This is a genomic window from Aminiphilus circumscriptus DSM 16581, from assembly GCF_000526375.1.
Taxonomy (GTDB): Bacteria; Synergistota; Synergistia; order Synergistales; family Aminiphilaceae; genus Aminiphilus; species Aminiphilus circumscriptus.
In genome coordinates, this window is record NZ_JAFY01000002.1 from 1,275,563 (window position 1) to 1,294,737 (window position 19,175).

The following is a 19,175-nucleotide window of genomic DNA, read 5'->3' on the forward strand; positions in this document are numbered from 1 at the left end:
CGGCAATCGAGTGGGGTGTCCGGAACGTTCCTGAGGTATAATGCGCGAAGAGTTTTTTGCGACGGCGCGTCGCATTTCGCGCCTCTCCGTGATGTGGAAGGACGCGGAGGGCGAAGGGAGGAGATTCGGTGACGGAACGGGAAGGAAGGTTTCGGAAGGGATCCGGAGCGATGCTGCTTCTGCTCACGGTTCTGGCGAATGCCGTGGCGAACGTGAGCATGAAGCTCGGCATGGCCGACAAATCCGCGTCGGTGGAGGGAGGCGTCGTTTCCACCCTGACGGCGATTCTCCTCTCTCCCGCGGTCCTGCTGGGCTTCATGTTCTTCGGAGGAGCCTTCGTGCTCTACAGCGCCGTCCTCTCCCGGATGGACCTTTCCCTTGCCTATCCGGTCATGTTCGGCGGCGTTTCCTTCATCGTTCTCGTCGTAGGGGTCTGTTTTCTGGGAGAACCGGTGACGTTTCTCCGGGTTTTGGGCATGGGAACCATCGCCTTCGGCATCGCCCTGGTCTCCCGGAGCGGCTAGGAGGGGGAAGGAGCGGTGTGACTTCTGAAGAGCCATGTTTCGGTGCGGAGGGTTGCGGATGGGGCCGCGGCGTCGCGTTGTTCCGATGGTTCTTCTTTTTGCTCTTTTTTTTAATTAAGGAAGCCCTGAATAAAGGCCTTTCGCTTTCCCTTGACCTCGAGTCGCATCAGTCTCTGCGAGGCGCCCTGCGGGGCTGACGCAGCCTTATTCAGAGATTCCATATTTTAATGTGTGCGGATAGCCTTGCGCCTTGGCGGCGGGCATCAGCGAATTCCGACGGCCTCCTCAGGGAGTTCCTGCCCAAAGGAAAGGACTTCCGGAGCGTGAGCCGGAAGGAGTTGGATCAGTACGTATCGCTCCTCGACAACAGGCCACGAAAGTGCCTCGGATGGCGCACGCCGGCGGAGGGCTATCGGGTGCTGGCTCCACCTCCGTTGCGTTTGACGTGACAATTCGAGCCCGGAAATCACTCCTCGGATTGACAAAAACCGGTCGGTCTATGTATGGTTAGGCAAAGAGTAGAGTAGGGTAGGTAGCCTTACCTCGGATGGGATGGTCCGGTTAAGTTTTGCCTTTCAACCGAAAGGAACCTCTGAATAAAGACCTTTCGCTTTCCCTTGACTCGGGTCGCATCAGGCTCTGCGAGGCGCCTTGCGGGGCTGACGTAGCCTTATTCAGAGATTCCGAAAGTTTTTCCGTGAGCACTCTTTCCTTGAGAGCGAGGAGGAGGTGTGCCGTGAGAGTTGAAGCCGCATCGTCTCCGTGGATGGTGAACGAAGGTGCGTTTCCAGGGGATCTCCGCGCAGGGCGGAGCCGTGCACCGGAGGAGCCGGAGCTGACCGCTCGGGCTTCCGCAGCGGGAGTTTCCGCGGCATCGGAAACATCGCCTGCCTCCGATGGAGAACCGTCTTCGCGGGAAGCGAAGGCGGCCCTTCCTCTTTCTCTTTCCGGACCCCAAAAAGGGAGCGAGGGTGGTGCGATGCCCGTGCGGGCGGACGGCCTGAAGGCGCTCGCGGAGGAACGCGCCAAGAAGCGCCTCGGTCTCGAGCCCTGCGAAACCTGCGAGAATCGGCGTTACCAGGATGACTCGGACGATCCCTCCGTTTCCTTTCAGGCTCCCACCAAACTGACGCCACAGGCGGCTGCTGCTGCCGTGCCGGCTCACGAAGGAGAACACGTGCACAACGAACAGGCCCGGGCGAACCGGGAAGGGCGAAGGGTGATCTCCCAGTCCGTGCGCATTCACACGTCCGTCTGCCCCGAGTGCGGCCGTGTCTATGTCTCGGGAGGGACCACAACGACCGTCACCGCGTCTGAAACTCCCCGGAAAAATCCCTCCGTCGGGGAAAACGACGTTTCTTCCCTCGATCTCGTCGCGTAGATCAACAAAGGAGCTGACCGTCATTCGGAACCGAAAGGGGCTTCTCGTTGCCATAGCATTTTGCCTCGTCCTTTTCGGAGGAGCGACTCTCTGGTCTTCTTTCCGACCACGCCCCGTGGTTTTGGGCGTGGCGTACTGCATCGCTCCGGGCAAACGGGTCACGGAGGGGATGATGTTCGCTGCGGCGAGGACCTATGTGGAGTGGCACAACCGTTTTCGCGAGCCCAAGATCCGTCTCGAAGTGGCTTCCTATTTCCGGAGCCCCGTGGCGGCGTTGTTGGAGCTGCAACGTCGGGGTGCCGAGGTGGTGCTCGGCTTCACGACTTCCGACACAGGGCTGGATGCCGCCTCCGCGGCGGAACGTCTGAAAATTCCTCTCATCGCCGTTTCGGCTTCAACCTCCATGCTCGCGGGAAAGGACGACTGGTTTTTCCGCGTTCAGCCGAGCACTCGGGCCGACTCCAGCGCCTACAGTAGATTCTTCCGTTTTCGGAACATCGGAACTCTTGCGGTGGTAGCCGCGTCGGACAACGCTCCCTATGTGTTGGCCTTTATTCGTGATATTTACGTGAAAGGTTCACCCCGCATGCTCGGTCCATTTCTGCTCTCCGAAATCCAGCGAGCCGACGACGCTTTGGCCGCGCTCGATCCCGACGGTATTTTGGTGGTGGGGCCGACGTCTTTCTCCATCTGGGCCTCCCAGCGCGCGACGAAGCTCTGGCCCCGGGCGGAACTCTTCCTCTCCCTTTGGTCCATCACGGGGCTCGGCCCCCAGGAGTATCCCCTTCTCGGCAAACCGTTTCTTTTCAGCACCGCCTTCTCGCCGTTGGCGATCTCCGAGACACACCCCTTCATCGCCGCCTGGCGGGAGGAATATGCCGCGGACGTGACCTTTACGGTGGACCGCACGTTTCTTGCCCTGGAACTGTTTCGGCTCGCCGCCGAGGACGTGAGACGGGGGAACGCGACGTCCTTCCGGGAGTCCCTTGCCATGTCACGCCACATCGAGGGGCCTGGAGGCGACGTGATCATGGACCGATACGGAGATGCCCACACGCACCCCTATTTTTTCCGGTGGGACGGTGAGAGGCTTCAGAGGGTCTCGGTGCCATGAACTCCTCCCTTGTGCGGTACCGGAGACAGGTGGCGGGTTTTTCCCTCTTCGTCGTCACCGCATTTTCCCTGCTCGCCCTGTGGATTGCCTTTGCCGCCGCGGTGAAAAGCGGAGAAGAGGAGCTTGCCCGGGATGCACAGCGGCTTCGGAGGGAGCTGTCCATCCTTTTCGAGGCCCAGGTGGGGCTTCTGGTTGGGCTTCGGAACGGGAACAACGGAGAACTCCAGGCCCTGCAAAGGCTTTTGCCTCCCTATGTCGCGTTTCTCGCCCGATGCACCCCCGACGGAGAAATCCTCTCCGTTCTCCGCGGACCAGGCATCGAAGGCGCGAAATTGCCCTGGAAACTCCTCTTTCCTCAATGGAATCTCACGTCCCTTCTCTGGGAGAGCGACCGCTCCATGCTGACCTTCGCGATTTCCCGGGGCGAGGAGCGGCTTCTCGCGGGCTTCCTTCCCGAGCAATTGCTGGCGACACTGGATCCGGGATTCTCGGAGCACTGTTTCGGAGTCCTTGCCGGCGGCGGAGGCGAGACCTTCGTGGCCTGGAACGGCAGAGAACTGTTTCCCGCCGGGGGACTTGTTCCAAAAAGTTTCGGCTCCAGAAACGGCACAGTGCGGGAGTCGGTGGGAACGCTTTCCGTGCAGGCGACGGCCTGGCCCCTTCCGCACGGCCTGCGCCTCGTGACGGGACTCTGGATGGATCGGGTCTACGCGTTGGCGCTGAAACAGGGCGTGCTCGTCGGTGGGGCCTTTCTGCTCGTTGCCCTCGCGTTGCTGCTTCCCGTCACGAGAGCCTTCCGAAAAGTCTCCGTGGAGTTCGAGAGGATGGCGGTCTCCCTCGCGACCCTCCAGGAAAGCGTGCGCCTCGCGCCGGACCCCCTTCGGGCGCTGGATGTGGTGCAGCGGGAATGGCAGTTGCCCGGGGCCGGAATGGTCTTCGACGAAACACGGAAGCTCCTGGAGGCTTTCCGCGGTCTCATCGAGGAAATCGGAAGCCAGGCGGAGGAGCTGGCTGCGCTCTACCAGGAGACCACAGCCATGCAGTCCGAACTGGAGGATGTAAACCGGGACCTGAAGGGAGCACTGGAACAACTGGAGGAGCTGGCCCTCTTCTCTCAGACCGCGGTGGAGGCTCGCTCCACGAAGGAGGCAGCGACACAGCTTCTGTCCTCTTTCACGGCCTTCGGAGGCGCCCGGTGCGGGGGCATGGTCCTTCTTCGGGATGAGAACCCGACGCTCGTCTCCTATGAAGGCGATCCGGAGGCCGAGGAGGAATTGCTGCAATACCTGAAGAGCGCCGATGTCAAGACCCTTGTCCGGCCGAGCGGGGGGGACACTTCCAAGGGTACTCGGGCGAACGGTTTCGACGGAGACGGAAGGCACTGGTATGTTTTCCCCATTTCCTATCTCGGCGCGGATATCGGAGGGCTTTTCCTCGCCGAAGAGGGGCCGAGGGAAGCCGTCCTGGGAAAGGTGCAGAATGTCATCGCTCTCTTCGTCCCCCACGTGGGGGGCATTCTCCGCGCCCACCTTCTGGTGGACGAGGTCCGCCGCTCCTATCATTACCTCGCTTTGCGGCTTCAGGGGCTCACCGCCACCTATCACGACGAGACGGGAGAACATCTCCAGCGCATCCGAGCCCTCTCGCTCTTCCTGGGAGAGCGCATGGGGCTGGACGAGGAGCTTCTGGAGGATCTCGCCATGTACAGCATGCTCCATGACATCGGAAAGATGAAGGTTCCTCACGAAATCCTCTCCAAGCCGGCCCGTCTCGACGAGGAGGAGTTCCGCGAGGTCCGACGTCACACCCTCTATGGAGTGGAACTTCTCGGTGAATCGAGATGGCTTGACATGGCGCGGGACATTTGCCTCTATCATCACGAGAAATGGGACGGCTCGGGATATCCTGAAGGGCTTGCCGGAGAGGAGATTCCCATGGTGGCTCGCATCGTGGGATTCGTGGATGTCTACGACGCACTTCGGTCGCGTCGCTGTTACAAGGAACCCTTCTCTCACGAGACGGCCTGCCGCATCATCACCGAGGGAGACGACCGAGTCCGCCCCACGGATTTCGATCCCCGTATCATGGCGGTGTTCCGCGCGCATCACGCCCAGTTCGACAAGATCTACGAAGCCTACTCCCGCCTTTCCTGACGGCCTCGCAGGCCTTCCTCCTCTCCCAATGCCTTCGGCGGCGAGAGGAGGCCTCCGTTTTTTCGACACCTCCCCTCCGTGAGGGTTTTCTCTGGGTCCTGGGACTCTCTTGCGTTTTTTATGCCTACCGCGATACACTGAAAACGAAGTGGAATCGCATTTCCGGCCCATTGGAGCGGGATGCAAAAAGGTTTTTCGTCAAGGGAGAGCGTTGGCGGAATGTGGTATAATTAAAGCGCTATCAAAGCGCACATTCAGCAGAGGAGAGGTGGCGGGCATGAGACGAATCGCGGTGGCGGTGATGTTGTGTGCGGTTGTTTTGTGTGCGACGGCGGCCCTGGCGGAGGAGTTTGCTCCCGTTCTCGAGCAGACGGACAAGGCCAAGATCAACTGGACCGACGGTTTCGTGGAGGCCACGGGGCAGGCTGTGGCGCCATCGGACAAGTCGGGAACGGGACAGGGGAAGCTTCTTGCCAGAAGAGGTGCCATCGTGGATCTCCAGCGGAACCTTCTGGAGTTCGTCCAGGGCGTGAAGGTCAACGCCGAGACGACGATGCAGGACTTCATGGCCAACGATTACGTGAAGACCGAGGTCCACGGCACGATCAAGAACGTGGAGGTGGTCGATTCCAGTTGGGACGGAGAGATCTACACCGTGGTGGGACGCATTCGCCTGGGGGATCTCCGCAAGGCCGTAACGCCCGCGCTCCCCACGCAGCCCACACCCAAAAAGGAACCCGCACCGGTGAAAGGCAAGAGCACGGGGCTCGTCCTCGACGTACGCCATCTTCCCCTCATTCCGGCGATGACCTTCCGGGTAGTGGACGAAAAGGGAAAGGTGCTCTACAGTCTCGATTTCGTGGACAGGGAACGTTTCCTCGCATCGGGGCTCTGCGAGTACCAGACGAACATGAACTACGCCACGGGGGTTCCCCGGGTCACGGACAAGCCAACGGTGATCAAGGCGAAGAGCCTCGTGGGCCCGAACAACGTGGATATCGTCATCTCCAACAGCGACGCCGCGAAGATCCCCGGCGGGTACGACTATCGCATTCCCTGTCGTGTGGTGGTGGTGAAGCGGTGATGTGTTCGCCGATGGAAGGATCGCCCACCGACATTGCGGCGAGGCGGCCCCCGGGAGGTCTGAGGCTTTTGGTGTCCCTTCCGGTGATGTTACTCCTGCTTTTGGCTCCAGTCACCTTCGCAACGGCGGCGGAGCCCCAGAAGGACATCGTGGTGGACGCGGAGGGATCCGCCCTCATCGTGAACGGCGACAAGGCGCACGCGAAGGAACAGGCCAAACGACAGGCCTACCGGGACGCCATCGAAAAGGGCATCGGCGCCTATGTGGAAGGCATCACGGAGATGAAGGATTTCGAGGTGGTGAAGGACAAGGTCTTCTCCAAGGCCCAGGGGCTCGTGACGGACTTCAAGATCGTCCGGGAATGGGTGGACGAGGAAAATGTCTATCACATTCGGGCGAGCTGCACCGTCTCGACGGTGAAGCTCGACGGCGTCCTCGGCCCCGTGGTGATCGACGCCCTTGGCAATCCTCGGGTGATGGTCGTGGTGGACGAGAGCATCGACGGAGAGAACCCCTTCCTCTCCACCGTGGAGGGGGAGGTTCTTTCGGTGTTCGAGAAGGCGGGATATCTTCTCGTGGATCCTCAGACGGCCAAGGGGTTGCACGCCCGGGAGTACGATCTCGCCAAGGAGACGGGGGACACGGCGAAGCTGCAGGAATTGGCCAGGTCCTTTCAGGCGGACGTGATCATCTACGGGCGTGCCCAGGGAGTCACCTACGCGAAGCAGAAGGTGGAGGGGGTTTCCGTCTTCGGCGTTCGGAGTCAGCTTCAGCTCAAGGCCATCATCACCCAGACGGCCTACGTGCTGGGCACGGAGACTCCGGAGTTCAAGGAACGGGGAACCTCCGCCCAGGATGGCGCGGTCAAGGGACTTCGGAAGGCCGCGGCGGCAGGGGCGAAATCCCTCGTGCACAAGGTGGCCTACAGCCTCGTGAGCGGTAGCGCCGGCGGCGTGCCGGGGCGCACCGTCAAGGTACTCGTCACGGACATCGGCTTCTCCGGAGCGCGCACGCTGAAGGCGGGTCTCGAAGAGGCGAAGGGAATCACCGCCGTGTACCAGCGGGCTTTCGCGAACAGAAAACTGGAGCTCGATGTGAACACCGAGGGAAACGCGGAAGACCTCGCCGTGGTGCTGGAGTCCCTCGGTCTCGAAATTTCCTCGTTGACGGCGAATACCATCGAGGCCACAGCCAAGGAGTGAGCGCCGTGAAAACTTCGGAAAAGAAAAAATGGAAGGACGAGGCGATCTTCGCGAGGATGCCGAAAAAGGTCCTCGGAGTGGCGGTTTTCCTTCTCGTTCTGGGAGGAGCGGCACAGGCCGCCCCTCTCTCCGAGGGCGATATCGTGCGTATCTGGCGCAACAACGGAGCCGTGCAGGGTGTCCAGGAGTTCCACTTCGGCGTCGTGGACTGGCCGAACCGCGTCGTCGCCGTGGAGGGGCGCGGGCCGGTTCCATGGAGCACGGAGCCCAACGCACGGCTTCTCGCCCGGCGACACGCCGTGGCGGACGCGCAGCGCAGGCTTCTCTATCTGCTCTACGAACTCCGTTACGGCCTTCCCCAGGGCATCGATTCCATCGCGGTGGAGGGGCATGTGGTCATGGGGCATATCTACCAGGAGGGGCAGGACGAACAGGGCTACTGGGTGGATGTGGAACTGCCCCTGCAGCGTTTTCTCGAGGAATGTGTGATCTGGAAGGCCCGCGCCAAGTGATTCCTTGCCGGGGCCGCGAGCTGTGCGGAGGTGAAGGGGACTGATGAGGAAGAAGTGGAAAGGTGTTCTCGTCCTGGCGATTCTGTTGCCGTGCCTGGCCGTGCTTGGGGCGAATGCCGAGGCGGCCATGCGGATTGCCGTCTCCGATTTCGAGAACAACGCGGGAGCGGAGTCCGAGGTCAATGACGCCGTGCGGCGGGCCATCACGGACATGCTCATCACGGAACTCGCAAAAACGCCGGGAATCCAGGTGATCGAGCGGTCGCGCATCGAGGCTATCGCCAAGGAACAGCGCCTCGCCATGTCCGGCCTCGTGGAGGGGTCCACGGCGGTGCAGGTAGGGCGTCTTCTCGGCGTGGAGAAGCTCATCACCGGCGCCATCACCCAGTTCTCCTTCAAGCAGAGCGGCGGCATCATCCCGCTCCCCATCGGCGGCTTCGGCGGCGTCGCCGTGGGAAGCAGCACCGCCCACGTGACACTGGACGTGCGCCTCATCAACGTGGAGACCGGGGGCATCGAGTGGACCACCCGTGCTTCGGGCGAGGCGGACCGTTCCATGGGGGGTGTCATGCTCTCGGGCGTGACCTTCGGCCAGTCCGAAAACGGAGGCATCCTCTCCGCCGCCACCTACAACTGCATCCAGAAAGTTGTTCAGGCTCTCCAGAGTCGCCTGCAGATGACCCAGACGGTAAGTTCCTACAATGTCATCGACGTGCGAGGGGCGAACAACGTGCTCATCGACGCGGGAAACGTGAACGCCAACACCGTGCTGGGGCAGCTTTTCGTGGTCTTCGCCGATGGGGCTCCCATTCTGGGAGTGAACAACGAGATCCTCGGAATGGAACGCATGAATCTCGCGGTGCTCAAGGTGAAAGAGGTCCAGGCACGGTACGCCGCCTGCGAGGTGGTCAAGGGAAGCGCGGCGGAGCTGCAACGGGGCGATCAGGTGGCGCTCCTCTATGATTCTCCGGAGAGCGTGCGCATTTCCAGCCGAATGATGGCGGACCTGAAGAGCGATTCCGGAAAGGGTATCATTTCGGACCCTGCCACGCTCCCCGGAGGCGCGCCCTCCCAGGCCCCCCTCCAGACCACGCAGCCCGAACAGCCAACGCAGACCACGGCGCCGTCCACGCCGACGACTCCGGCGCCACAAGCCCCCCCCCAGGTCGCCTCGGCGGGAGGCATTGCGGACACGTCGGAGGAATCGAACGTGATCGATCTCTATCCCATCGACGCAAACCAGAAGAACTCTTTGAAAATAGCCCATCGCGGAGGATACACGAACTATTCCAAGGGAAACTTCTCCCAGGCGTTCAAGATGTTCGAGCACGCGGTGAACCTCTATCCCGGAAACTATCTGGACGCCTACTGGGCGGCCCGGGCGGCGCACAAGATGGGCAATAAAAAGCTCATGAACGAATGGCTCGACAAGGCTCTCGCGGTCAATCCGAACTACAAGCCCGCCATCGACTACAAGGCGAAGTTCGGCAAGTAGACGGAGCGACGGACGTGTCGGTTCCGGAAATGAATGAAGGAGGACGTCGCATGAACGGTCATCGATTCGGTATGTGGCGCATCGCCTGCCTTCTCGGTGTGGTGCTGCTCTTGGGGATGTCCTGCGCGGCTTGTGCGGAACCCCTTCCCAAGGGAAAGCCCATCGCGATTCTCATCAGCGAGACCTCCGGGAACATCCTCAATCCCGGGGCGGCCGTGGGGACCGCCGAGGCCATTGTCAAACAGGAACTTGTCGCGGCGGGTTATCCCGTGGTGAACGAGGACCAGCTGGCCAAGATCCGCCGGAGCAAGGCCGCCGCGCTTGCCCTGGACGGCAACGTGGACGCCATCCTGAGCCTCGGCAAGCAGTACGGTGTACGAATCTTTCTCTCCGGAAAGGCCTCCATGCACACTCCCGTGCTGAACGACTTCGGCTTCTACACGGGAACGGCGGCCATCGCGGTGCAGGCCTACTCGGCGACGAACGGCAAGTACCTTTTCGCCGACACGGTGACGGGGAAGGACATGGGAGCGACTCCGGACGAGGCGTCCCAGAAGGCCCTCATGGCCGCGGCGAGGCTCATGGCGAAGAACGTCATGGCCGGTGAGGGTGCTGCCGGAGCGGGACCGGGAGCGCCCCAGGAACCCGTGTCCTCCACGGCGCAAAAGCTTTTCGTGACCATTGCGAACGCGAGGAATTTCAACGTGGCGAATCAGGTACTCAGCGCCTGTCAGCAGCTTCCCCGCTGCAAGGATGCCAAAATCACCGGATTCGGCGGCGGCAATGCCACGATAGAAGTGTTGTACATGAGCAGCGCCAAGGATCTTGGCGACGCCCTTTCTCGAAAGGGTATTCCCGCGACGGTGGTGGGCATTTCGGGCAACACGGTGCAGCTTCAGGCACAGTGACCGTTCTTCCCTTACACCCGAGGTCTTTCCCTGGGTATACGGAGAGAATTTTGTTTTCCGGTTCCGCCTTTGGGCGGGCAGATGACGACGACGAGGGAGTGAGGCTCGATGCGCAAGACGGCGGCTCTTTTTCTTCTTGCCCTGGCAGTGGTGTTGGGCGTGGCCTTTTGTGCCGCGGCGGAGGTGCAGCTCTTCGTGGACAAGCAGACCGTCCGGGTTCACGATCCGGCGCTGAATACCCAGTCCATCCTCAACGATTTCCAGCCCAAGGGATGGCGGACGCACAACTATCTGGCTCTCGCTTGGAACGATACCGCGTCGTGGATCTACGACATTCGCACCCACCAGTGGCTCTCCCTTACCGGATTCGGCGCCGTGGCGGGGGTGCTTTCGGACAACTACGCCATGGTCTGGGAGCCCAAGCGGGTGGCCATCTTCGACGCGAAGGACCGTCGCTGGGTCGTCAGCGATTTCCTGATGGACCAGATCACGACGCCGCTTATCGCCCGGGGCATGGGAGCGGCGGTGACGCTCAAGGAGTTCGTGGTCTTCGATCCCGTTCTCCGGGAGTGGAAGATCCTGAACGATGTCTATCCGAAACAGGCCATCATCGGCGACAATCTCGGAGTCTGCTGGAACGAGGCGGACGCCTTCGTGTACGACACGACGGTGCATCAGTGGGTGGAGAAGCGGGACATCCGTCCCCAGGCCTGCATCGTCGAGGACTACAAGGTGAGCATCTACACCGCGGACCGGATCTTCGTCTACGACGCCATGAAGCACCGTTGGACGGATCAGCCCAGGTAAAGGAAGAAGCCTCGGCCTGAGGCGGAACGTCGTGTCCAGCGGAGCATTCGTCTCTTCTTCGTTTTCGGAGAGGAGACGTTGTAGGTGCGGGTGTGGATGTCTCCGGAGCGGTTCCGGTAAGGGAAACCGAAGGGCGGAAAGGCGAGCGACTCTTCCTTTCCGCCCTTTTTGTTGTATTCCTGTAACGAAGCCCGGTTTTCGTTGGGTATAATGAGACGAAACCCATCGCGCTTTCCAAAGGGCATGCTGTTCGAAGAGAGGTGGCATCATGGACGAATCCAGAACGAATCGATCCATCGCAGCGGTGGATGTGGAGGAACTGCTCTCCCTTTGCGATGACGATGGAGAGATGTTAGGCGAATTGTTGCGGGCTTTTGCCGAGGACGAACCTCGCCTTTACGGTGCCCTGGAGAGGGCGCTCCATGCGGAGGATTTCGAACATCTGGTGAAGAACGCCCATGCCCTGAAGGGTGTTTTGGCCGCACTGGCGGCGATTCCTGGGCGAGACCTCGCCCTCGCGCTCGAGCGGGCCGGAAGGAACGCGAATCTTGAAGAGGTGAGGCGGATCGTGCCGCTTCTCCGGGAGGAACTGGATCGGGTTGCCCGGGCCCTACATGTTCTGGAGGGAGCGTTGCCTCATGACACGTCCGCCTGATGCGTCGAGAGCGGGACGTCGCGTTTCAGCGGTGTCGTTTCCGTGCTTTTTTCTGACGGTGCTTTTTTGGGGGCTCGCCGCTGTTTTGCCCGCGGCGGCGGATGTGGCCGTACCGTCTCCGCCTTCCGGTGCGCGGGAACTCATGAAGGACGTCAAGGGGTGTGCCCTCGTCATGGATCTCCACACGGGAGAGGTCCTGGACGCCTACAACCTCTCCCGGGCCGTGGGGTACGAATATCCCTCCACGAGCGTTCTCAAACCCGTTGTGGCCCTGGGGGCTCTCCGCTACGGCGTGCTCTCGCCGGAGGAGAAGGTGGAGGGGGATCGCAAGAAGCTTCTCAAGCAGTACGGCGATGCGATGCGCTCCTATCTCAACCGGGATCTGGGTGCGCTGGATCTGGGGAGTGCCATGGCCGCAAGCGACAACCTTTTCTTCTATGTCGTGGGGGAGCGCCTGGGAGAGGAGCGGGTCCGGACTCTCTACGAATCCTTCAGCTTCGGCAAGGTCACGGGGCTCGACCCGGCGAAGGAGAAGCCGGGGCGCATTCCCAAGGGGCTCACGGGAGCTGAGAGGCTCCATTTTCTCGGGTGGGGAAGCAAGAGCATGCGCGTCACGGCGGCGCAGCTTCTCGTCGCCATGGCTGCCTTCGGCAACGGGGGCTACCAGTTGCGCCCCTTTCTTGGGCCCAAGGCGCCGAAGGTCGTGTCCCGGATCGCCGCCGAGGAAGAGTTCACTCAGGTCCGCAAGGCCCTTCGCCGGGTGGTCACCGAGGGGACCGGAAGGGACGCGAACCGTGACGGCTACAGTGTGTACGGAAAGACGGGGTCGGTGTTCCTTCCCGGGACCACCACGCCTCTCGGCGTCTTCGCGGGATTCACCGAGGGCGCTCCCCGGGACGTGGCGTTCGTGGTGATCGTGGAGGGAGCCTCTGCGCCGAGGGCGGTACGCCTCGCGGGAAAACTGCTCGATTCCCTGGAGAAGGCGCTTGGCGCCGCTTCTCGTATCGGAGCGCAGGAGTTGGAGCGATCATGACGGCCAAGAACAAACGTAGGCAGATCAAGCAAGAAGCTCGTTCCGCAAAGACGGAAAAGCGTCGCGACGACAAGGAAGGCATTTCTTCCGCATCCTCTCCGGAGAAAGGGAACGGAAAGAGCCCGGTCGAAAGGGGGATCTGCGGTCCCGAGACGCTCTTCAATCGCGAACTGAGCTGGGTTGCCTTCAACGGGCGTGTGCTTGAGGAGGCTTTTCGGGAGACGCATCCTCTCCTGGAGCGCCTCAAGTTTCTCGCCATCTTCACGAGCAACCTGGACGAATTCTTCCTCATTCGCTTTGCCGGGCTTCTGCGGCAGGTCGCTCAGGGAGTGGAGATCCCCTCGCCCGATGGCATGACACCCCTCCGGCAGATCACGGCCCTTCGGGAGGCCATCCTCCCCCAGTTGGAAGAGCAGCGTCGCTGCTGGAAGGAGCGTCTTCTCCCCCTGCTCGCCCGGGAGGGAATCCGCGTGGAGGAATATCCCCGGATCCGTCCCGGCGCACGCAGGAAGCTGGATGCCTATTTCGAACGGGAAGTTCTGCCGATTCTCACTCCCCAGGCGGTGGACGGAGGGCGCCCCTTTCCGCACGTGTCCAGCGGAAGCCTGAACCTTCTGGTACTGCTTCAGGACGAACAGGAGCGGAATCGTTTCGCCCGCCTCAAGATTCCCCGCACATTTCCCCGCTTCGTTCCCGTGGAGGAAGAGGAACAGGAGGCCCTGTCCGGAACGGCGCGGCGCCTCGCGGAGCGGAATCCCTCCACCTTCGTGTGGATCGAGGATGTGGTGACGGAAAATCTGGACGCGCTCTTTCCGGGATTTCTCGTGAAGGGTGCCTGGCCGTTCCGGGTTTTGCGGGACGCGGATCTGGAGATCCAGGAGGACGAAGCGCCGGATCTCCTCTCCACCGTGGAGGAAGGAGTGGAGCAGCGTTTCTTCGGGGTCCCCGCCGCACTGGTAGTGGGCGGCGAGATGCCCTCCGAGGCGCGAAGCTTCCTCGTGGAGCATCTTGAAGTGGCCCCCTACCAGATCTTCGAGGTGGAGGGACGCCTCGATTTCTCTTCTCTGATGGAACTCTACCGCCTTGACCGGAGCGACCTCAAGGATGCACCCTTTCTTCCCGCCGTTCCGAAGCTCGACGGTGGAGCGGAGGCTTTTCCGGAGCTTCTTCGGAAGCGGGACCTCCTGCTCTTTCATCCCTACGACGCCTTCTCGCCCGTGGTGGATTTTCTCCGGTGGGCCTCGCGGGATTCCCAGGTGCTCGCCATCAAGATGACTCTCTATCGGGTGGGACAGAACTCGCCCGTGGTGGAAAGCCTCATGGAGGCGCGGCAGAACGGCAAGCAGGTGGCGGCCCTGGTGGAACTCAAGGCGCGTTTCGACGAGGAGAACAACATCGTCTGGGCCCGGGCTCTGGAACGTGCGGGGGTGCATGTGGTCTACGGTCTCTCGGGGCTCAAGACCCACGCGAAGATGTGTCTCGTGGTGCGCCGCGAGAACAAGGGAATCCGCCGTTACGTGCATCTTGGCACGGGGAACTACAATCCCTCCACGGCGGGAATCTACACGGATCTCGGATATTTCACCGCCGATCCCGACATGGGAGAGGACGTGGCGGACCTCTTCAACGTCATCACCGGCTACGCCAGGCGAGAGGCCTACCGGAGGCTTCTCGTGGCACCCACAACGATGCGGGACGGACTTGTTTCCCGCATTGACCGGGAAATTCGGAGACACCGGGAAGAGGGGGGAGGACGCATCATCTTCAAAATGAACGCCCTCGTGGACGAGGCCTGCATCGCCGCGCTCTACCGGGCCGCCGCGGCAGGGGTCCGGGTGGATCTGCAGGTGCGGGGGATCTGCTGCCTTCGTCCCGGTCTTCCCGGAATGGAGAAAACTCTCACGGTCACCTCCATCGTGGGACGCTTCCTCGAGCATCCCCGGCTCTACTATTTCCGCAACGGTGGTGCGGAGGAACTCTTCCTCGGCAGCGCGGACCTCATGCCCCGAAACCTGGATCGCCGGGTGGAGGTGCTTTTCCCCGTATTGGACAGGGAACTTCTCCGCACGCTCGTGGATCAGGTTCTGGAGGTGCACCTGAGGGATACCGTACATGCCCGGCTCCTCGGGCCGGACGGGATCTACCGGGCGCGGATTCCCGCCGAGGGAGAGATGCCCGTGAACGCCCAGGCGACAATGCTTGCAAGGCGGGGAATCCTGTACGGGGAGTTCGCCCCTCCGGCGGTGTCGGCGCGGCTTGCGTCGCCTCTTCCGGAAGCCGGCACCGGAACGACGGGAGTTACGCCTGCGGGGGGTGACGGATCGTGACGACCGCCTCCCGTTTTTCCGGAGCTTGCGGGTACGGTGCACAGGTGGTTCTCGAACGGATCGCTCCGCTTCTGCGCGAGGTGGAGGGGGTGCGTCGCAATGAAGACCCGGAGTGCCTGCACCGTATGCGCGTGGCCTCCCGTCGGCTGCGAAGCGCTCTACTCCTGCTGGAGGGATGTGTCCCTCCGGAAACGCTGCGTTCGTGGCGCCGCGCCATGCGGCGTCTCACGCGGGTTCTCGGAGAGGCCCGTGATCTGGATGTGCAGCTTCTCTTTCTTGAGGATTTTCTCGGAAAGAGTGGAACGGATGCCTCTCTTTCCGAAGAGGACGGAGCAGCGTCAGATGCCACGGCGAAATTGCGGAAGGACATGAAGGAGGCGCTTCCTCCCGAAATGCTTCCCGGAGTGGAGCGCCTCCGCTTGCGCCTCCGAACGCGCCGGACGAGACGGCAACGAAACGTCCTTCGTGCTCTGGACCGCCTGGAAGAGGAGGGGCTTGTACAGCGCATGGGGACCGTTCTTCGGGAGATGCTCGTGCGCATGGAACTCGGTGAGGCGGATCGTGGCCCCTCCATTCGGGAACAGGCCTTCCGGCTCCTCTCCCTGCGTCTCGAGGAAGTGCTCGCCTTCGCCTACGTGGCGGACAACCCCGCCGACGAGGAGGGACACCATGCTCTTCGGGTGGCGGCCAAGCGTCTTCGTTATTCCCTGGAACTCTTCGCCCCCCTTCTCGGAGAGGCCGGAGAATCCCTCGTGAAGGAGATCAAGGTCCTGCAGGACAGGCTGGGCGCGCTCCACGACTGCGATGTCTGGCGGAACTTCCTTCCTGCCTTCATCGAGGCCGAGCGCCGTCGTACCCATCGCTATTACGGACACGGAAAGGCGTTTCCACGTCTGGAGAAGGGGCTCCGGTTCCTGCTGCACCGGCGGGAGGAGGAACGGGAGAAACTCTTCGCATCGTTTCTTGCCTGGTGGAGAGGCGCGGAGAAAAGGGACTTCTGGCAGCGCTGCCGCGAGGAAATCGCGTCTCTTCTCGCCGACGCCGGAAAGATGGAGGTGGCGACGGAGTGAAGATCGCATTGCTCGGAGACATTCACGCCAACCTTCCCGCACTCGATGCGGTGCTCGAACACGCCCGGAAGCGGAGCGCCGGTGCCATATGGTGTCTCGGCGACTCCGTCGGCTATGGTCCTTATCCCGACGAGGTGATTCGGCTTCTTCAGAGGAAGTACGCGCTCTGTCTTCGGGGCAATTACGACAACAAGGTGCTTTGCGTGGAGGAAAAGCGCGAGCGGTGGCTCCTCACGAAGGGAGAGGAGAAGGTACTCGCCTTCCAGTGGGCCTGGGACAATCTTTCCCAGGAAAGCCGAAAATGGCTCGCGGGGCTTCCCGAGACGCTGCGTCTTTCCCTCGAGGGCCATCGTATCCTGCTCGCCCACGGAAGTCCCGATTCCCCCAAGGAGTTCCTTGGGGAGGAAACTCCCCGGGAGCGCTTTGCCGAGATCATCGCCGACACCGGGGCGAACGCCCTCTTGTTCGCCCACACGCATCGCCCCTTCTGCGAACGGATCGACGGGGTGCTTCTGCTCAATCCCGGAAGTGTCGGACGCCCCGTGGATGGCGATCCCCGCGCTTCCTACGCGCTGCTCTCGGTGACGAAAAAAGGGATCGAGGCGGAGTTGTTCCGCGTTCCCTACGATGTGGACCAGTGCGTGTCGGCGCTTCGCGCCGCGGGGCTTCCCGAGGAATTCGGAAACATGTTTCTTTCCGGAACCGATCTGGGAGAGGCGCCGGTCAGCCCGGAAGAGGGCGAAGCGGAACGGTTCCGTGCGGAGGCGCTCCGGGTCGGGCAGAAATACGTGGACATGGGGGAGCACATGACCCAGGTGGCGGGCCTCGCGGTGCTGCTCTTCGATGAACTGATCCCTCTGCACGGCTACGGTCCGGAGGAGCGGCGCCTTTTGGAACTGGCGGCCCTTCTGCACGACATCGGCTGGTGTGAGGGACGCCTGAAGCATCACAAGTGGTCCGAACGACTTATCGTCGAAGACGAGGATCTCTCCCTCTCACGGCGGGAGCGTCGTCTTGTCGCCTGCATCGCCCGTTACCACCGGCGGGGGCTTCCCCGGGCATCGCACCGCCTCTTCGGCACGCTCTCCGAGGAGGAGCAAACTCTCGTGAGAGTTCTGGCGGGATTGCTCCGCGTTGCCGACGGGCTCGACAACTGCCATCTCAGCCTTGTCGAGGGGCTTTCCTGCACGATCCGGGATGATCGGGTGGACCTTCGCGTCGTCGCCTCCCAGTTTCCACAAGGGGAGGACGAGAAGGCTCTTCGGAAAGGAGACCTCTTTCGGGAATGTTTCAATCGGGAGATCGCAATCACGTGGGACCTGCACCGTTGAGCGAGGCGGGGCGTGTCCTCGCCTTTCTGGATATGGGAACGAACTCGATCCGCCTTCTTCTGGTACGGATCAATCCCAATCGTTCCTACACGCTGCTTCTGCAGCAGCGGGAAGTTATCCGTCTTGGAGAAGGCGCCTTTCAGGAGGAGCAGCTCCAGGATGCCGCCATGGAGAGGGCAATCCTCGCCGCACGGGGATTTGCGGAGATGGCCCGCTCCTACGGTGCGGAGGAACTGGTGGCGGTGGCCACGGCGGCGACGAGGGACGCGGCGAACCGCGAGGAATTTCTGGAGCGCCTCGCGAAGGAGGCCGGTGTGGACATGCGGATCATCTCCGGACGGGAGGAGGCCCGGCTCATCTACCTGGGGGTGGTGAGCGGCCTTGTTCTCGAATCCCGGAAGGCCGTTTTCATCGACATCGGCGGAGGCAGCACCGAGGTGACCGTGGGAGACCAGTTCGAACACTACTATCTGGACACCCTCAAACTGGGGGCCATCCGCCTATCCGGGATCTTTCTCCGCCCCGACGAGACCGGCCCCATCTCGGAGGACCGCTACGCGCTTATCCGGCAGTACGTGTCGGGCGCGGTGGTGCGCACGGTACAGCGGGTGCGGCACCTGGAGCCCGAGATCGCCGTGGGCAGCTCCGGGACCATAATGAACCTCGCGGAGATCACGCTCAGAAGGACGAGGAAGCGCCGTCTCGAGCGGAACGACACGGTGCGCCTCGACGAACTTCAGGAGACCATCCGCATTCTCCGGGAACTTTCTCTGGAGCAGCGTCGCAACGTGCCGGGAATCAATCCCGAGCGGGCGGACATCATCGTCCCCGGTGCGGCGGTTCTGGAGACGCTCCTGGAGGAAATGGGAGTGACGGAACTGATGGTGAGCGACCGGGGGCTGCGGGAAGGGCTTCTCATGGATTACCTCGACCGGATCGGTCTCTTTCAGGGCATGTCCGTCCGGGAGCGGAGCGTCTTTCAGCTCTCCCGTTCGTGCGGTTTCGACGAGATTCACGCCCGGGAAGTGGCCCGCCTTGCCCTGGAACTCTTCGACAGTGGAGCTGAATCGGGATTGCACCGCCTGGGCCGACGGGATCGGGAGCTGCTCTACTATGCGGCGCTTCTCCACGATGTGGGCATGTTCATCGCCTTCTCCAACCACCAGGAGCACAGCTACTACATCATCCGCAACGCGGAACTCCTCGGGTTCGACCAGAAGGAGATCGGTATCATGGCCGCGGTGGCCCTGCACCACCGGAAAAAAAGCCCTCGAAAGGACCATCCCGGCCTGACGGCTCTGGACAAGGACGAAAAGCGCCTCGTGCGGGTTCTGGGGATGTTCCTCCGGCTTGCGGAGGCCCTTGACCGGAGCCACTCCGAGGCGGTGGAACGGGTCGGTTTCGGAAAAATCACGAAGAAGGAGGCCCGGCTGGACATCTTTCGTGCCAGGGAGTGTCAGCTCGAATACTGGGGTGTGCTGGAGCTGTGCGAGGGGTTTGAACGCGTCTTCGGACGTGCGCTCCAGGTCAACCTTCAGGAGGGGAATTCTCTGTCGGCGGTCTCCGGAGAGTAGCCGGG

16 protein-coding genes are annotated in these 19,175 nt (G+C 62.1%); all 16 read left to right on the top strand.

The genetic code is table 11. The features are described from left to right. The first annotated feature begins 128 nt into the window (after nucleotides 1-128). The 16 genes from K349_RS17910 to K349_RS0106715 all read left to right on the top strand — a co-directional run bounded on the left by K349_RS17910 (nucleotide 129) and on the right by K349_RS0106715 (nucleotide 19,170). Nucleotides 129-524, top strand: coding sequence for a DMT family transporter (locus tag K349_RS17910; RefSeq protein ID WP_026369036.1), 396 nt, complete (start codon nucleotides 129-131; stop codon nucleotides 522-524). A 736-nt stretch (nucleotides 525-1,260) separates the two neighbouring features. Next, the gene (locus K349_RS17915; RefSeq protein WP_026369038.1) at nucleotides 1,261-1,905 is read left to right on the top strand and encodes a hypothetical protein; all 645 of its coding nucleotides are present in this window, start codon (nucleotides 1,261-1,263) and stop codon (nucleotides 1,903-1,905) included. Between the two features lie 127 nt (nucleotides 1,906-2,032). Then, nucleotides 2,033-3,019 carry a type 1 periplasmic-binding domain-containing protein gene (locus K349_RS0106645; protein WP_169731312.1) on the top strand — a complete coding sequence of 329 codons (987 nt, stop codon included), beginning with the start codon at nucleotides 2,033-2,035 and terminating at the stop codon, nucleotides 3,017-3,019. After that, a complete protein-coding gene (locus K349_RS17920) occupies nucleotides 3,016-5,172 on the top strand; it encodes an HD-GYP domain-containing protein (protein ID WP_026369040.1) in 2,157 nt (718 codons plus the stop codon). Before K349_RS0106645 ends, K349_RS17920 begins: the two co-directional genes overlap by 4 nt. A 277-nt stretch (nucleotides 5,173-5,449) precedes the next feature. Further along, a complete protein-coding gene (locus K349_RS17925; RefSeq protein WP_026369041.1) occupies nucleotides 5,450-6,256 on the top strand; it encodes a hypothetical protein in 807 nt (268 codons plus the stop codon). A 68-nt stretch (nucleotides 6,257-6,324) separates the two neighbouring features. Then, nucleotides 6,325-7,458, top strand: a complete 1,134-nt coding sequence (locus K349_RS0106660; RefSeq protein WP_026369042.1) for a hypothetical protein — start codon at nucleotides 6,325-6,327, stop codon at nucleotides 7,456-7,458. A gap of 5 nt (nucleotides 7,459-7,463) precedes the next feature. Next, complete coding sequence (locus K349_RS0106665; protein WP_026369043.1) at nucleotides 7,464-7,970, top strand: hypothetical protein; 507 nt, start codon at nucleotides 7,464-7,466, stop codon at nucleotides 7,968-7,970. 43 nt (nucleotides 7,971-8,013) lie between these two features. Then, on the top strand, nucleotides 8,014-9,465 hold the full coding sequence (locus K349_RS17930; protein WP_026369044.1) for a CsgG/HfaB family protein: 1,452 nt from the start codon (nucleotides 8,014-8,016) through the stop codon (nucleotides 9,463-9,465). A gap of 50 nt (nucleotides 9,466-9,515) precedes the next feature. After that, the gene (locus K349_RS0106675; RefSeq protein ID WP_026369045.1) at nucleotides 9,516-10,373 is read left to right on the top strand and encodes a hypothetical protein; all 858 of its coding nucleotides are present in this window, start codon (nucleotides 9,516-9,518) and stop codon (nucleotides 10,371-10,373) included. 108 nt (nucleotides 10,374-10,481) lie between these two features. After that, entirely contained in the window at nucleotides 10,482-11,180 is a 699-nt protein-coding gene (locus K349_RS0106680) for a hypothetical protein (RefSeq protein ID WP_026369046.1), read from the top strand. A 268-nt stretch (nucleotides 11,181-11,448) separates the two neighbouring features. Next, nucleotides 11,449-11,835 (top strand): Hpt domain-containing protein, encoded by a 387-nt coding sequence (locus K349_RS17935; protein ID WP_026369048.1) that lies wholly within the window; start codon nucleotides 11,449-11,451, stop codon nucleotides 11,833-11,835. Then, nucleotides 11,819-12,868 carry a penicillin-binding transpeptidase domain-containing protein gene (locus tag K349_RS0106695; protein ID WP_026369049.1) on the top strand — a complete coding sequence of 350 codons (1,050 nt, stop codon included), beginning with the start codon at nucleotides 11,819-11,821 and terminating at the stop codon, nucleotides 12,866-12,868. Before K349_RS17935 ends, K349_RS0106695 begins: the two co-directional genes overlap by 17 nt. After that, nucleotides 12,865-15,195 carry a polyphosphate kinase 1 gene (gene ppk1, locus K349_RS0106700; protein WP_026369050.1) on the top strand — a complete coding sequence of 777 codons (2,331 nt, stop codon included), beginning with the start codon at nucleotides 12,865-12,867 and terminating at the stop codon, nucleotides 15,193-15,195. The genes K349_RS0106695 and ppk1 overlap by 4 nt, the downstream gene beginning before the upstream one ends. After that, nucleotides 15,192-16,265, top strand: a complete 1,074-nt coding sequence (locus K349_RS0106705; RefSeq protein ID WP_026369051.1) for a CHAD domain-containing protein — start codon at nucleotides 15,192-15,194, stop codon at nucleotides 16,263-16,265. The genes ppk1 and K349_RS0106705 overlap by 4 nt, the downstream gene beginning before the upstream one ends. Further along, nucleotides 16,262-17,596, top strand: coding sequence for a metallophosphoesterase family protein (locus tag K349_RS17940; RefSeq protein ID WP_026369052.1), 1,335 nt, complete (start codon nucleotides 16,262-16,264; stop codon nucleotides 17,594-17,596). Before K349_RS0106705 ends, K349_RS17940 begins: the two co-directional genes overlap by 4 nt. Next, on the top strand, nucleotides 17,551-19,170 hold the full coding sequence (locus K349_RS0106715; RefSeq protein ID WP_084460232.1) for a Ppx/GppA phosphatase family protein: 1,620 nt from the start codon (nucleotides 17,551-17,553) through the stop codon (nucleotides 19,168-19,170). Before K349_RS17940 ends, K349_RS0106715 begins: the two co-directional genes overlap by 46 nt. The last annotated feature ends 5 nt before the right edge of the window (nucleotides 19,171-19,175 follow it).